14 protein-coding genes and 3 tRNA genes are annotated in these 14202 nt (G+C 61.8%); 14 read left to right on the top strand and 3 right to left on the bottom strand.

Annotated features, from left to right (window positions below):
• Window positions 1-14: 14 nt before the first annotated feature.
• From ACI2JH_RS13300 to ACI2JH_RS13250, 11 genes are all read left to right on the top strand, one after another.
• Window positions 15-494 carry a phage tail tube protein gene (locus ACI2JH_RS13300; protein WP_404736424.1) on the top strand — a complete coding sequence of 160 codons (480 nt, stop codon included), beginning with the start codon at window positions 15-17 and terminating at the stop codon, window positions 492-494.
• A gap of 68 nt (window positions 495-562) precedes the next feature.
• On the top strand, window positions 563-907 hold the full coding sequence (locus ACI2JH_RS13295; protein WP_404736423.1) for a phage tail assembly chaperone family protein, TAC: 345 nt from the start codon (window positions 563-565) through the stop codon (window positions 905-907).
• A gap of 29 nt (window positions 908-936) precedes the next feature.
• Window positions 937-1203 carry a hypothetical protein gene (locus ACI2JH_RS13290; RefSeq protein ID WP_404736422.1) on the top strand — a complete coding sequence of 89 codons (267 nt, stop codon included), beginning with the start codon at window positions 937-939 and terminating at the stop codon, window positions 1201-1203.
• A gap of 6 nt (window positions 1204-1209) precedes the next feature.
• Window positions 1210-3699 carry a phage tail length tape measure family protein gene (locus ACI2JH_RS13285; RefSeq protein ID WP_404736421.1) on the top strand — a complete coding sequence of 830 codons (2490 nt, stop codon included), beginning with the start codon at window positions 1210-1212 and terminating at the stop codon, window positions 3697-3699.
• Window positions 3699-4154: a hypothetical protein gene (locus ACI2JH_RS13280; protein ID WP_404736420.1), complete on the top strand. Its 456-nt coding sequence runs from the start codon at window positions 3699-3701 to the stop codon at window positions 4152-4154. Before ACI2JH_RS13285 ends, ACI2JH_RS13280 begins: the two co-directional genes overlap by 1 nt.
• Complete coding sequence (locus ACI2JH_RS13275) at window positions 4154-4636, top strand: DUF1833 family protein (RefSeq protein WP_404736419.1); 483 nt, start codon at window positions 4154-4156, stop codon at window positions 4634-4636. Before ACI2JH_RS13280 ends, ACI2JH_RS13275 begins: the two co-directional genes overlap by 1 nt.
• Window positions 4633-5013 (top strand): hypothetical protein, encoded by a 381-nt coding sequence (locus ACI2JH_RS13270; RefSeq protein ID WP_404736418.1) that lies wholly within the window; start codon window positions 4633-4635, stop codon window positions 5011-5013. The genes ACI2JH_RS13275 and ACI2JH_RS13270 overlap by 4 nt, the downstream gene beginning before the upstream one ends.
• Window positions 5014-5048: 35 nt before the next feature.
• Complete coding sequence (locus tag ACI2JH_RS13265) at window positions 5049-8069, top strand: host specificity factor TipJ family phage tail protein (protein ID WP_404736417.1); 3021 nt, start codon at window positions 5049-5051, stop codon at window positions 8067-8069.
• A gap of 21 nt (window positions 8070-8090) precedes the next feature.
• On the top strand, window positions 8091-9662 hold the full coding sequence (locus tag ACI2JH_RS13260; RefSeq protein ID WP_404736416.1) for a hypothetical protein: 1572 nt from the start codon (window positions 8091-8093) through the stop codon (window positions 9660-9662).
• Entirely contained in the window at window positions 9659-10387 is a 729-nt protein-coding gene (locus ACI2JH_RS13255; RefSeq protein WP_404736415.1) for a hypothetical protein, read from the top strand. Before ACI2JH_RS13260 ends, ACI2JH_RS13255 begins: the two co-directional genes overlap by 4 nt.
• Before the next feature lie 105 nt (window positions 10388-10492).
• Window positions 10493-10750: a hypothetical protein gene (locus ACI2JH_RS13250; protein WP_404736414.1), complete on the top strand. Its 258-nt coding sequence runs from the start codon at window positions 10493-10495 to the stop codon at window positions 10748-10750.
• A gap of 7 nt (window positions 10751-10757) precedes the next feature.
• On the opposite strand, the gene ACI2JH_RS13245 is transcribed toward ACI2JH_RS13250, so the two are convergent.
• The 3 genes from ACI2JH_RS13245 to ACI2JH_RS13235 form a co-directional block, all read right to left on the bottom strand.
• Window positions 10758-11420, bottom strand: a complete 663-nt coding sequence (locus ACI2JH_RS13245; protein WP_404736413.1) for an SOS response-associated peptidase — start codon at window positions 11418-11420, stop codon at window positions 10758-10760.
• Window positions 11421-11538: 118 nt separating this feature from the next.
• Window positions 11539-12153 (bottom strand): ImmA/IrrE family metallo-endopeptidase, encoded by a 615-nt coding sequence (locus ACI2JH_RS13240; RefSeq protein WP_404736412.1) that lies wholly within the window; start codon window positions 12151-12153, stop codon window positions 11539-11541.
• 66 nt (window positions 12154-12219) lie between these two features.
• Window positions 12220-12429 carry a hypothetical protein gene (locus tag ACI2JH_RS13235; RefSeq protein WP_404736411.1) on the bottom strand — a complete coding sequence of 70 codons (210 nt, stop codon included), beginning with the start codon at window positions 12427-12429 and terminating at the stop codon, window positions 12220-12222.
• 1273 nt (window positions 12430-13702) lie between these two features.
• Between ACI2JH_RS13235 and ACI2JH_RS13230 the strand changes: the two genes are divergently transcribed.
• From ACI2JH_RS13230 to ACI2JH_RS13220, 3 genes are all read left to right on the top strand, one after another.
• Window positions 13703-13779: transfer RNA gene (locus tag ACI2JH_RS13230), tRNA-His, on the top strand.
• Window positions 13780-13861: 82 nt separating this feature from the next.
• A tRNA-Lys gene (locus tag ACI2JH_RS13225) sits at window positions 13862-13937 on the top strand.
• A 126-nt stretch (window positions 13938-14063) separates the two neighbouring features.
• A tRNA-Lys gene (locus ACI2JH_RS13220) sits at window positions 14064-14139 on the top strand.
• Window positions 14140-14202 lie beyond the last annotated feature (63 nt).

Here is a 14202-nt window from a genome sequence, read left to right as displayed (position 1 = left end):
CCAGGGAGAACCCCATGAGCGCACTGACGCAGGGCACGCAGATCTACTTCCTCCATGCCGGCCAGGTCCATGAGATCGAGGACGTCATCAACTTCAATCCCGGGAGCAGCCCGGCCGACCAGATCGACGTCACGCCGCTCTCCGAGCGCAAGGCGAAGAAGTACCGTAAGGGCCTGCAGTCGCCCAGCCAGGGATCTGGCACCATCAATGCCGACCCGCAGAATGTGACCCACCTGCTGCTGAAGGAACTGGCGGACGCAGACGACAACGACGACCTGCAGTTCGCAATCGGCTGGTCCGATGGATTCGAGGTCCCCCCGACGGCGGCGAACGGCGCATCCGTGCTGACGCTCCCCGAAACCCGGACGTGGTTCACCTTCCGCGGTTACATCGCCGACTTCCCCTTCGACTTCCAGGGCAATACGGTGGTGGCCACCGCCCTGAGCATCCAGCGTAGCGGCGCGGGTGAGTGGAAGAAGCGGGTGGCGCCGTGAGTGCGGCCAGCCCGCGACGCCGGAAGGCCCCCAACCCGAACGTGCGGTCAGCGGCGCGCCAGGTTCGCTTGTCCATCGCCGGGCTCGCCCAGGCCGGCGCTTTCACTGGCCGTCCGGTAGAGCGCGAGGTGCAGTGGCGGCAGGGCGATGAGGACCTTTCCGCTACGGTCTTTGTGCGCCCGCTCGGCTTCCAGTCCGCAATCTCTGACGTCCTCTCTGCGAGCGGCCGGATCGACAGCGTCGCCGGCCGCATTGCGGCGTCGATCTGCGACGCGGACGGCAATCCGGTGTTCACCGTTGCGGACATCACCGGCACTGCCAACGAGCAACGCGGTGCACTGGACGGTGCGCTGACGGTCGCGCTGCTGAGCGTCATCGCCGAGGTGAACCAGCTGGGAAAAGCTACGAGCTGACACCTGACGACGAGTTCTGGTGCGAGCTGGTGCTGAACGGCATCGGCGGCGCAACCATCGCCGAGGCAATGGAATGCCTCAGCGCTCGCGAGGTTCAGCTGTGGACCGCGTATCGGAGGCGCCATGGAGGCCTGAATCCGATGTCGCGCGCTGATTGGAACACCGGCCTATTGGCCAGTCTGTTTGCCAACAGCAAGCGGGGCAAGTCGACCGCTCCATTCAAAACCACGGATTTCATTCGCTTCCAAGACGAGAAGCCGATCAGCCTCGACGAGGCCATCGCAAGCTGGGGATAACAACCAATGTCACGACGTTCGCTCGGTACGCTGACCATCGACGTCATCGCCGAGGTTGGTGGATTCGTCTCCGGCTTGGACAAGTCGGAGCGCCGGGCCGAGACTTGGCGCAAGAAGGTCGAAAGCGAGGCAAAGCTTGCAGGGCTGGCGCTGGGCACCGCCATTGCGGCAGGCGTGGTAATGATCGCCCGCAACACCGTCGCAGCTGAGCGGGAGGTTGCGCAGCTCGATGCGATCATCAAATCCACCGGCGGTGCTGCGGGCTACACCCGCGACCGGCTGCTTGAGATGGCCGATACGCTCTCTCAGAAGTCGACCTTCAGTGGTGGCGAGATCGTAGAGGCGCAGACCCGCCTTCTTTCCTACTCTGGCATCCTGGGTCAGAACATCCCGCGGGCAATGCAGTCCGTCATTGACCAGTCCGCTCGGCTTGGTATCAGCGTCAGCCAGTCCGCGGAAACGATTGGCCGCGCGCTGGAGTCGCCCAGCAAGGCGGCTGCTGCACTGGCTCAATCCGGCTTCGGTGCCGCGTTCACCAAGGAGGTGCGCGGGACGATTGACCAGCTGGTCAAGGCTGGGAAAGAGGGCGAAGCCCAGGTGATGATCCTCGAGATTCTTGAGGAGTCCTACGGCGGGGCGGCACAGGCAGCACGTGACACGTTCGGCGGTGCGCTTTCCGCCCTCATGAACACACTCAACGACCTGACGACGGGCAGCGATGGCAGCCTGGCTGGCGCCACTGAGGCGGTCAACACGCTGATTGGCACGCTGAACGACCCTCAAGTTCGCGAAGGGTTCAATAATCTCGTGTCCGGTGCGGTTCAGGCCGTCGGGGCGTTGGCGCAGCTCGCTGCTACGACCGCGAACGTAGCGGGGTTCATCGGCCAGGAAATTGCTGCTCGCGTCAATGGTGCTGAGATAGGCGACCCTGTCCGCATCGAGGAGCAGATCGCCCGCCAGGCGCGCATGATTGCCGAGTTTGATCGGTCGTTGGACGCCAGGGGGCAGCCCAAGGTGGGCTATGACCCCGTCACCGGTGCCGGTGCGACGCTGTTCAATGCCACGATCTCTAAGGCGCGAGTTGAGCTGCGCAAATCGCAGGAGCTCTTGAAGCTCTCGCGTGAGATGGCAGAGAACGCAGCGCGCTCGCCTAAGACGGCGGCGGATTTCGTCGCGGATGGCGTGACAGGGGATCCTGCTGTCCGAGCCGCCGCCGCAGCTGCGGCCGCCGATGCCGATGCCAGCAAGAAGCGTGAAGCTGCCCAGCTTCAGCTTCAGCGCGCCTATGAGGCATCAGGCCTTCAGTACAGGAGGCAGATCGCCCTCTTTGACCAGAGCGCGGACAAGTCTGGTCGGGCTACGGAACTGCAGCAGATCAACTTCGAGCTTGCCGAAGGTGCGTTGCGGGGTCTTAGCGCGCAGCAGCAACAGTCCCTGCGCCAGTGGGCGGTGGAGATCGACCGGCTCAACGGTGTCAGGGATGCAAATGAGCTTGCGGCCAAGGCGACGGAGGCATTTGGGAAGCTGAAGGACGAACTGAATCGAAAGGACTCGGATGGCCTGGATCTGGCGCGTGAAAGACTGAAAGTCCTGCAAGCTGCTGCCGCGGTTGGCGCAGCGAATGACCCTGAGTTTGTCGCCATTGCGGCCAAGGCAATTAGCCAAGTGGGTGGTCCGTCTGGGCAGGACTACCAAGGCCCAGACGCGCTTTATGGTGGCGCGGCCGGCGAGTTCGGCAAGATCGATAAGGCGGTCGAGCAGCAGAACAAGCGGTATGAGAGTCAGCTCGCCGCCCTAGAGGTATACCGGCAAGCGCGCTCCGATCTTGAGACCGAGTGGAACGCGAAAGAGGAAAAGATAAAGGCTGACCACAAAGCTCGCCTGGACGCGCTCGATGAGGCTCGCTGGCAGGTCGCAAGCACGGCCGCTCAGGCCGCTTTAGGGAGCATCACCGACGTGATGCGGACCAGCTTTGGCGAGCAGGCTGTGTTGTACAAGGCAGCCTTCGTTGTGCAGAAGGCTGCAGCCATCGCGCAGTCGGTGATCGCAATTCAGCAAGGCATGGCAATGGCAGCGGCAAACCCGTGGCCGGCAAATTTGGGTGCGATTGCTTCGGTGGCCGCAGCCACCGCCGGCATCGTCTCCAACATCGCTGCCGTTGGTATGGCACATGACGGCATCGACAAGGTCCCGGAGACGGGCACCTGGCTGTTGCAGAAGGGGGAGCGGGTGACCACCGCCTCCACCAGCGCCAAGCTCGATGCAACGCTCGACAGGGTGGCCCGCGATGCCCCTGCCCGCGAGCCGGTGACCTACGCCCCAACCATCCAAGTGAACGGCAACCCAGATGACCGCACCCTGGCACTGATTGAAAGTGCCGTACGGCGTGGGGGGCAGCAGACCTATGAGCGGGTTGCCGCTGACCTGGCGCGCGGAAGGGGCAACGTATCCAAGGGGCAACAGGCCGGATTTAACGTCAAGAGGAGGGTCGGCTGATGGCGGTGCTGCCTTATCCCCACTGGCTACCGGAGGCGCTGCGAGAGGGCTACGGGATCAAGCATGCCTCGCCGCTGAAGCGCTCCACCTTCGTGAGCGGCCGCGCGCTGTCCCGCAGGAACTACACCAGCACGCCCAGCGAGGTGGCGGTGCGCTGGTTGCTCCCCGACGCAGACGCTGCGCTGTTTGAGAAATGGTTTCAAGAGGACCTGGTGGATGGCGCGGCCTGGTTCCTCTGCAGGCTTCGCACGCCACTGGGCATGGATTACCACAAGAGCAGGTTCGTGGACATCTACGAGGGTCCAACCCTTTCAGAAAGCAATCTGTGGTTGATCAGCGCCACGCTCGAGCTGTTTGAACGACCGCTGCTGGCGGACGGCTCGACGGTGTATCCCGACGCGGTGCTGAACTCCGGAATCATCGATCTCACCGCCAACCGGGAGTGGCCGAAGTAATGAGTGTCCTCTCAACGCTGTACGCGTCTGGTGGCGCCGCGGTAATTCACGACACCTTGCAGATCGACATCGGCCCAGTGCGGCACCTTCTGACGAGGGGCTGGGAGGATATCGCCGTGGTCACCGAGGCTGGCGCGGCACTCACCTTCACTGCGTGCGGCATGGACGTGGCCGTGCCGGCACGTAACGCCGATGGCACTCAGGACTTGAACTTTGCCTTGACCAACATCGACGGCGTCGTGAGCGCTGCGATACGCGAGGCCCTGAAGAACAAGCAAGAGATCAGGGTGACCTATCGCAAGTACATCTCGACGGACCTGGCCGCGCCGGCTGAGAGGCCGTACACGCTGAAGGTCAAATCCGGCCAGTGGTCTGCCACCGAGGTGCAGATCACCGCCGGTTACATGAACATCCTCGACACGGCGTGGCCGCGCGAGCGCTACACGCTGAGCAAGCAACCAGGGCTGCGCTACTTCTCATGACCGACTTTGAAATCGACAAGTACCTGGACGTGGTCTGGGTGGCGGGTGGCCGCGCGTTTCCTGAGCTGGATTGCTACGGGGTGGTTCAGGAGGTGCGCCGCGACCTCGGGCTTGAACCGTGGCCGGAGTACGCAGGCGCGACCCGCGTCGAGCTGCCCGACCTGGCGGTCGCGGCGGCGGCAGAGCGTCCCGGCAGCGATCTGGCCGATGGAGCTGTCGCGTTCTGCTATGAGGGCAGCATGGTCACGCATGTGGCCGTGCTGGTGACCATTGATGGTCGCCAATGCGCACTGGAATGCAGCGAAGCCCATAACGTAACCGTGCTGCCGCTGGGGCGATTCGAGCGGCGCTACACCAGCGTGGAGTATTACGGGTGATTCGCATCTATCCTTCGCGCCTCCCAGGTGAGCCCTTGGAGAGCCACTCCACCGGAGCTACTACTGTTGGCCAATGGCTCGCGGAGAACGTTCAGGGCTACCCCTGCGAGGGCGTGCAGCCGATTGAGGTGGATGTTGATGGTGCTCGAATAGAGGCCGGAGCGTGGGCCGTTACGCCCATCGCTGCCGGCAGCGACGTGAGGATCTACCCGACTCCCCGCGATCCGGGCACGCTCTCGATCATTGCTGTGGTTGTTTCTGTTGCGTTCGCTGCATATTCCTTCCTTGCCATGCGTGGCATGGACTCCAGCAGCAAGCAAGGGACTGCCTTCGACCTCAATCAGGCCCGGGCCAACACCGCACGGCTGGGGGACCCGATCCGGGAGATCCTGGGCCGCTACAGGGTGTACCCGGACTATCTCGTGCAGCCGGTTTCGCGCTTCGTCGGCGGCACCAGCTACCAGACCAGCATGTTTGTCTGCGTCGGCCGCGGCCGGCACACCATCCCTTACGGCGGGATGCGCATCGGCACGACACCGGTGGCTTCCTTCGGCAGCGACGTGAGTCTGACGGTGTACCCGCCCGGAGCAAACGTTGGCGGTGATGCGCGGTCGGAGAACTGGTTCAACTCGACCGAAGTAGGCGCGACAGCATCCGGCTCGGCCGGCCTTGATCTCAGCGATACGGCCGACATTGAAACCAGCATCAACGCCGATTCCGTCACTGTCTCCGGAAATGTGGTTTCGCTCAACAACGCTACGGTCACCGACGAGAACGGAAAAGAGCGGCCGGCGACCGCCCCGCCCCCGGGGTGGGTAGTTGGCGCTGTGCTGACGATCAAGGCGGCCAGCACCTTCACCGCGGCAAACAGTGGGCTCTATTCCGCACTATCCGGCCCGGCCGTCGCCGAGCTCGCTCCTTACGTTGGCATGCCGGTGCTGATGACCTACAACGCAGCTGACTATGCTCTGTTCGTGGCGAGCTATGCAGCCGGAAGCCCTGCGGTGCCGGGCGTTGGCGGAAGCGCGGCAACCATTGTGGGTTCGGCTGGCGTGGCGACCTTCGATTTCAGTACCACGCCAGCAGCGTTCAGCGTGACTTGGCGCGGCGACACCTATCCGGTGAACCTCAACGCCAATTATCTGACCATAGGCGTTCTGCTGCAGGCGATCAGCGACCAGCTCTCGGGCAGCGGCCTGGTGGCCACGCAGGTTGGCGGCGTGCTGACCGTCGGGGAGGCGGGGAGCCCCTTCGCCGGCGGCTCGATTACCCACGGGTCGCTGCCCGCTTCACTTTTTGGATCTGCTCCGACGTCGACGTCTGGCACCGCGACGAACGGAGGGACGCCGGCCGTGGCGCCGCGGGTCACGCTGGCCTACAACAGCGCAGCCGGCACGGCGTTCGGCGGGCTGCCGCCAGGACCCGTCAGCATGGCAATCGGTCGGGGCAACAGCGAGTATCGAATCGCGTCCCGCTCGGGCCTGACGCTGACTGTGCAGCGAATCACCGAGGCAGGTGCCATCGATGCCACCTGGCCAGGATGGGTGGCGCGCACGACGGCAGAGTATTCGGCGACAGGCCTGCAGGAGGGGGAAAGCTGGCTCGGCCCGTTCTTGGTGTGCCCCGACGGGGAGACCACCGACGCCTTTGAGTACGACTTCAATTTCCCGGCGGGCTTGATCTGGTACACGGACAAGGGCAAGCGTCGCACCTTCACTGTGACGCTTCGGGTTGGCTGGCGGGTTTACGGATCGGGCGGAGCGTGGAACGTGCGCTCGCACACATACACCGCCACCAGCGATGACGCGCTCGGATTTAGCGAGCGGGTGACTCTCGGAGCCGGCGCGCAGATCGAGGTCCGGGTGCGCCGAGTGACGGAGCGCGGTGGTAACCAGGCGCGTGACGCCTGCTACTGGCAAGGTCTACGATCAAGGCTCTCCCAGCGGCCCACCGTCTACGACGGCATGACAACCATCGGGCTGACGGTGACCACCGGCACGAAGCTGGGTGCACAGTCGGACCGCCGGTTCAACGTGCTCGCTACCAGGGAATATGACGAGGGCACGCCTCGAACGATCCGAGCCGCAATGCTGCATGTGCTGAAGTCTCTGGGCATCAGCGATGACGAGATCGACCGCGAGGCGCTGCAGCACCTTGAGGACACCCACTGGACGCCACGTGGCGAGTTCTTCGACTACAGCGCGGAGAAGTCTGGGCAGAGCGCACTGGACACGCTGAAGCTCGTGGCGCAGGCCGGCATGGCGTATTTCCTGCTCTCCGACAGTCGGGCCTCAGCGGGTCGCGAGGGAATCAAGAGCTGGGTAGGTGCCATCAGTCCGCAACGGATGACGCAGGAGCTTACGACGGCCTTCGTCTCCCCCGGGCCTGACGACTTCGACGGCGTCGATGTCAGCTACGTCGATGAGGTCACCTGGTCGGCGGAGACGGTCGCATGCCGCCTTCCCGGTGCCGACACACCGAGAAAGGTCGAATCCTTCACCTTGGACGGCGTGTGCACCCGCGACCGCGCGTACCGTATCGGGATGCGGCGCCTGATGAAGCACCAAGGCCAGCGGCTCACCCACAACTGCACCACGGAGTTGATGGCGCTGCGCTACCAGTACGGGGACCGAATCAAGCTGTTCGATGACATCCCAGGAAGCAGCACCACCAGCACGGTGATGGAGGCGGCCAGCATCAGTGGGGGCACGATCACCATACGGGTCGGGGAGCGGCTGGATTGGTCGCTACCGGCCCCGCGGTGCGTGATCCGATTCCAAGATGGCAGTGCCTCAGGTGTGCTGGCGCCGACGCGGGTCGACGACTACACGCTCCGGATCCCTGCGAACGCCTTGCCGGGCGGCTACGGGTTCGGGACGTGGGTCATGGATGACCCGTTTATCGACGCGCCAGAGGTCATCTTCTGCGACAGCACGAGGGTTGGGTACGACGCCCTTATCTCCGAGATTGCGCCTGGCAGCGACAACTCCGTGGAGGTTTCTGCTCTGCAGTACGACCCTGCCTTTTACCAATACGACGACGCATCGGCGCCGTGAAATTAATGAGGGATCACTAGGATGAGCTTCAACACCCGAAATCCGTTGCCTTCCACTGCGGCGAAGGACCTCTACGACAACGCCGAGAACCTTGATCGCGCCATCAACGGCGGAGCGGCCAGCTGGGTTGATCGATTGGGCACTGCTCGCACGAGTTGGGCTGGATTCCAAAGCTTGATGAGCGCGTTCCTTTCTTCCAATCAAGGCACGTTCGAGCGCTTCATTGCCGACAATGGGCTTAAGACCTTTGAATCGTGGGCACAGATGCAGGCGGATACCTCCCAGCCCGTAGGGATGACCGGGCAGGTTATTGGTGAAGGTGGAAGCCATACCGATCCAGTCACCGGCGGTTCGGTTCCCAACGCGGGGCAGTATCGATGGACGGGAGCTGCATGGAGATTCCTGCGCGCCGATCTCCTGCCCCTGAAGCTCGACCGGGCTGCGTTCAATGCGGTAATCGCGGAGCAAGCCGTTGAGGATCTGCTCGTGGCGATCTGTGACCAAAACCAGATCGGGACCTGGTTGCAGGCCCGATCCCTGGACGGCGGGCCGAGCGACTTCGCACTTCGGCTGCTGCGGAAGCGTGTGCCGTCGATGCCTGACGATTCCGCCGACGTAGACCCGGAAGTGCTGGTACGCATAACTGATGACTCCTCGCCGCCCCGCCGAACGTGGCTCGAGGTCAACACAGTGGACGGTGGTCCAACGCCGTTCGCGCTCGCACTGATGCAGCGATACCTCAACGTTGATCCGTCCATTGAGATTGCTTACGTGGGGGAAGGCGACTCGATGATGTCGTCCGCTTACGGTGGCGGCTCGAACATTCCGACCATCCTCACTGGACTGCTTGGGAAGTCATTCGATAACTTCGCTTGGTCTGGCAGCCATGCATCGGAGATGGCGGTACGGGCTGGCGGGATAGTTCCCCTCTTGGTATTCCCCGGCGGGACCCTGCCGGCAGACACCGGCCCGGTGTCGGTCGGCTGGAATGTTGCTGGGTCATACAGCAGCGCGCAGCAGCCGAGTCGCGTCTATCTCGGGACGGTGCGAGGCATCAGCTGCAGGCTGGTCTATGACACCGCTTCTGGGACCCTGTCCATCAACAGGACAAGCGCTGGTTCGGCAATCCCGCTCCGTTCGCCCGTGCCCTTCGTGCCGGATCCGACCTACGAGGGCCATCATGTCCACGTGTTGTTCGGCGGGCGGAACAACACACCGAAGTCAACTGCTGTCGCCCCGCTGCTCTCAATCATTGAGCGCTATTGCAGGGTGGGAGATAGATTCTTGGTGTGTGGCGTAACCACCAGAAACGATGAGCCCGAGGGCTCGGCCGGTTACGCAGCGATTGCTGAGGTTAACGCCGCTCTCCAGGCTGCGGCACCTCGTGACTATGTCGATCTCCAAGGACGCCTCATGTACGAGGGCTTGGCTCTTGTGGGGCTTACGCCGACCGCGGCGGATATCGCTGCCGTAGCACAGGGGCGGATTCCGCCAGCTCTGATCTATAGCGACAGTCTGCACTTCAACCAGAGCGGCCGTGACGCTGCGGCTCGAATCATCTTCAACGAACTTCAGATCCGAGGCCTTGCATGACCACCATCATTCGCGCAAACGGCGTAATTGCAAATCCGCAGCCCGGCGGTCTTTTGCTGCCGAGGCTGGGTGTCTCCGGCGTTGTCGCGCGCTGGCACGCATCGGGCCAAGGCGGCCCGGGTGCAATCACCACCGTCAAGGACGTTACGGGCAGGGGTAACGATCTTCCCGTCACCAGTGGTGCCGTTTCAGTGGCGCTGGTAGGCGGCCGCCCCGCGCTGGACTTCGGTGCGGCTGGCGCAGGCAACGCCGCTTCCATCGCCAGTATCCAAGGCACGAACAAGAAGCGCAGCATTGCCGTTCTGTTCCAGTTGGCTGCCTTCCCGGCTGCTGCATCCTACATGCTGGCTACCACGAACCCGGCCGGCAATAATTGCGGCATTGGCGTTGTCTACGGGAATAACCGTATCTGCACCTACGGGAATGCAGGTGCGACGCTCTCGTCCGGCGCGCCCACTGCGTTGAACACGTGGATTGCTGCTGTTGGCACGTTTGATGACGACGCGCTGCAGGCCGGGGGCAATTCCTCCAAGATCGCCAACGGCAGCAACATCGTTGAGGGCTCGATTACGTACGCGATCCCGGGCACCCTGGCAGCGTTCGCACTGCGCGGAAATGCAGCGCTGGCACCGAAGTTCATGGATGCGGCGATCTTTGACCGGGTACTGACCAATGAAGAAATGGGCATCGTCAGCGCCGCGCTACTGAGTCAGGTGGCCGTGTAAGGCGGCTAAGCTGAAGTGGGAGACAGTTTGTTCAGCTTTCTGCGCTGGCTACATAAGGACCGAGCCAGATGCTGTAAATTGGGCCACCTACCAACTGGCCGTCGCATGGCAAATTCAGAAGAAGAAAAGCCGGCGTTCTACGTGGAAAACTCCAAGATTACGCTTATCGACTGCGAGATAGAGGGCTTTAAAACGCCCTTCGAGGTTCGCGGCGATAGCACTGTATCTGGCTCAGGCACTCGGATTCTGCGGGAGCAGCAATCCAAGCGAGGCGGTGGCAGCGGATTTTGGGCAGTCGTCGTTGGTGGTGTTGTCTCGGCCGTGATCGGCGGTGCACTGCTAGCTTGGATGGGGTTGACGTAGGCGCCGGCTAGGCCTGCGCAATTAGATCGGCCGCGTTGTTCCTCGGTGAGTTCACCGCCCGGCTGACCCGATAGGCCAGCATGGCTGGCGGCTCGCTATTTAGTAGCATGGCCATGGCGTCGTCGGGCTCGGCGGCTATCCAGTCGTCTACCTGCCCGGGCTGCAGCCATACCGGCATGCGGTCGTGGATATCGGCCGACACGCCGCTGCTGTCGCCGGTGATGATGGTGAAGGTGCCGAGGTTGCCATCGGCCAGGAGCGGACTGGTGTCCTCCCACAGACCAGCTGCCAGCAGCGGCCCGGCCGCATGGATGAACCACGGATCTTTCTTGCCGTCCTTGGGGTTTACCGACCATTCGTAGTAGCCCGCCATCGGGACGATGCAACGGCGCTTCTTAAAGGCAGTGCGGAACGCCGGCTTCGTGGCCACTGTCTCGATGCGGGCGTTGATGGTTGAGCCCTGCAGGCTCTTGGCCTTGGCCCAGAAGGGCAGGAGTCCCCAGGCCAGCCGGGTGACCTGCCGGCCGGTGCCGCGATCAATGATGACCGATGCCCGCTGGGTCGGCGCCAGGTTGTAGCTGGGCGGCAGCTCGAGCAAGTCCGGGGTCAGATCGGGCAGGCCGAGCTGATCAGGCTTGAATACTGGGGTCTGGACGAATCGGCCGCACATTAGACCTAATCTAATGCTGCGGCCGTGGAGACTCCGTTTAAGCTGGATCGGCCTCGTTGCCTAACGAAAGTTACCTGAATTGCAAAAAAGGACTCTGCGAGGAGGAGCCGCTAAAGGCTTAGTCGATCAGTCCAGCAGCCTTCATATGCTTACGAATGTAGCTAAGATTTCCGGTGCCGCAAGCAATTTCGACGTGAAGGCGTGGCAGCCCATAGCGCGTTGCGAGCTTCGCAAAGTCAACTGCATTGCCGCTATTCAAATGCGCCTCACGTACTTCGAAGGGCAGCAGGAACTCCGTGGCAGCGATCTCGGCCAACGTTTCCCAAGCCGCAGCACAGTTCGGACGACCGTCATCGACAACAATGTTTGTCGTGTAGTCCTCCAGATGGCTCTCCAAGTCTAGGCTGCGCCTGGAATCTTCATCAAAGATGACGTGGAACAGTTCCTTGCAGAGCACAAAGCGCTCTTCTTCTTCTGACATTCCAGTGAGGAGGCCGATGCGGTAAGAGCCATCGTCAAGCGCCAAGAAGGCTGCCTTGATGGAACTACCTTCAACGGGGATGTCCGCATACTCGATGGTGATTCGCTTTTCCAAGTACTCGACGCACACCCAAGTCAAGTCATCCACGGACTTCATCCGCGCCTTGCCGTTTAGCACATAGAGGTCGTACAAATCGCGAATCTCTACTGCCTTGCGCAAACACGTCTGGATGTCGCTTTCCTCAAACACCATCTGTCACGTTCCTTGAATAAACAAAAGGACACCTTCCGGTGCCCTTTTGTGGTCCATCGTTGAGGGTTAAGCGCCGCGAACAGAGTCGCCAACGCCGTTGAACGGCAAAGTGCGGCCATTCAACATTGCATCCAGCACATTGACAACGTCGCTCACCACCTTGGTGGGAGTTGCGCCGTCCTTGCTGAAAAAGAATTTTACGTCCACGACGCCTCGGTCACCGAGGCTAGCCTGCAGGCTGCGCAGGCGCTCATTAGCGTTCATGTCGTTCACCATGTCTCATCCTTAGTGGGAAGCGAAGAAGCCCGCACTTGGCGGGTCTGTCCATGTAGCAGGTGCTACGAAGGGGAATGACGGAATAGTAACGGTGAAACCCCCTTACCACAACTGCTGGAAGCATCAACGGTTGACAACGGCTCAGGTTCACGATTCTTCACGGAATCCCCCCCTTCATGACTATCGACTTGCACCGATAAAACCTTAGTGATGCCTACTGTCACAAGGGTTTCACTAAGTCCGACGGTCACGTTCGACCTGGCTTTGACAACGCAGCTGCAGTGAGAGTTCCACCTGGAGCGGGCTTTCGTTCAGGATTGCATATGCGCCAACTGGATCTGCGCGGGAGGGCTTTGAGGCGCTTTATCCAGCACGCCCGATGACCCAATGGGCGCCTCTAGGGGTCTCTGCCCCTGAGACGAGCTGCGACTATGGTGCTCATATGGACGTCGACACCCAGACCCTGACCCCCATGCCCGATGGCTTTTGCTGGAAGCCACGCTGCCACCTGGACACACTCCCGACGGGGTTGTTCCTGCACGGGGAGCAGGTGGCATCCATGCAGCAAAGGGTCGACGGATCGTGGTTGGCCAGGTTGAGCCCCGAGGACGGCGTGCATGCACCGCTGCTTCTCAGGCCGTGCAGCTCGTTTGATTCGGGCCGACGAGGATGTGAGCTATGGGCGCTGCGCCATGAGCAGGCGCTGCGGCGGAAGGTGTCGAAGAAGCTGCAGTGGATCCAGGACAACGTGGTGCTGCGGGGGCGGGGTGTTGACCTAGGACCTGATGCGGCTGGCAAGCTGTCGGCCTCGCCCCCCCCCCCCCTCGGATCTCCAGAAAACTCCAACCCGTGATCAATAGGATCAATGGGTTAGATGCGCTGAGTCAGGAAATCAATTCAATCTAAGTTGTTGATTGTTAATCAGAGTCATCCAGACTTCTAAGCCGGCGGTTACAGGTTCGATTCCTGTCGGGCGCGCCATTGGAATCAACCCACGGTGAACGCCGCAAACGTTCCAGCACCGCCGCGATCGGCGCGCCGAGTTCCCTTTTTTCTCATCCCGGATCTATCGCCACTGCGCGCGGGAGCAGGGCGGAGCTGCAGCCCGTTGATCAGGCGGCGCCGCATGTGTGAAGAACCGCTTGCAATTCTGGAGCGACTCCGTAAAAATAGCGGACTTGCTTCGGCATTCGTCGCTTTTCGGCACGGTGCAGGGCAGAAATCAAGGTTCCAGAGGCACGCAGTTGCCGCCGCTGGATCCGATGTTTCAGTGGTGGCTGTAGCTCAGTCGGTTAGAGTACCGGATTGTGATTCCGGTGGTCGGGGGTTCGAATCCCCTCAGCCACCCCACTGATTCAAGGCAGGTCAGCCGAAAGCAGATCAGCCGTTGCAGAAAGACGCAATGCAGCTTAAAGTATTCGTCTAGTTTTTCGGGCCGTTAGCTCAGTTGGTAGAGCAGTTGACTCTTAATCAATAGGTCCAAGGTTCGAATCCTTGACGGCCCACCAGACAGAAGCCACCAAGCACATGCTTGGTGGCTTTTTTCTTGCCCGCGTGGTGCCCATGGCATCACGCGCGAAAAAAAAGCTTGCAAGAGGTGTAGCGGCCACGTCATAATTCGCCTCCCGATTTTCGGGCCGTTAGCTCAGTTGGTAGAGCAGTTGACTCTTAATCAATAGGTCCAAGGTTCGAATCCTTGACGGCCCACCAGACAGAAGCCACCAGGTCACCCTGGTGGCTTTTTTCTTGCCTGCGATTCCTGCGTTGGTTGCA

The sequence above is a fragment of the Stenotrophomonas sp. NPDC078853 genome, assembly GCF_044901215.1.
Classification (GTDB): Bacteria; Pseudomonadota; Gammaproteobacteria; order Xanthomonadales; family Xanthomonadaceae; genus Stenotrophomonas; species Stenotrophomonas lacuserhaii.
Note: the sequence above shows the minus strand (reverse complement) of the source record. Positions and strands in the feature narration are given on the sequence as shown.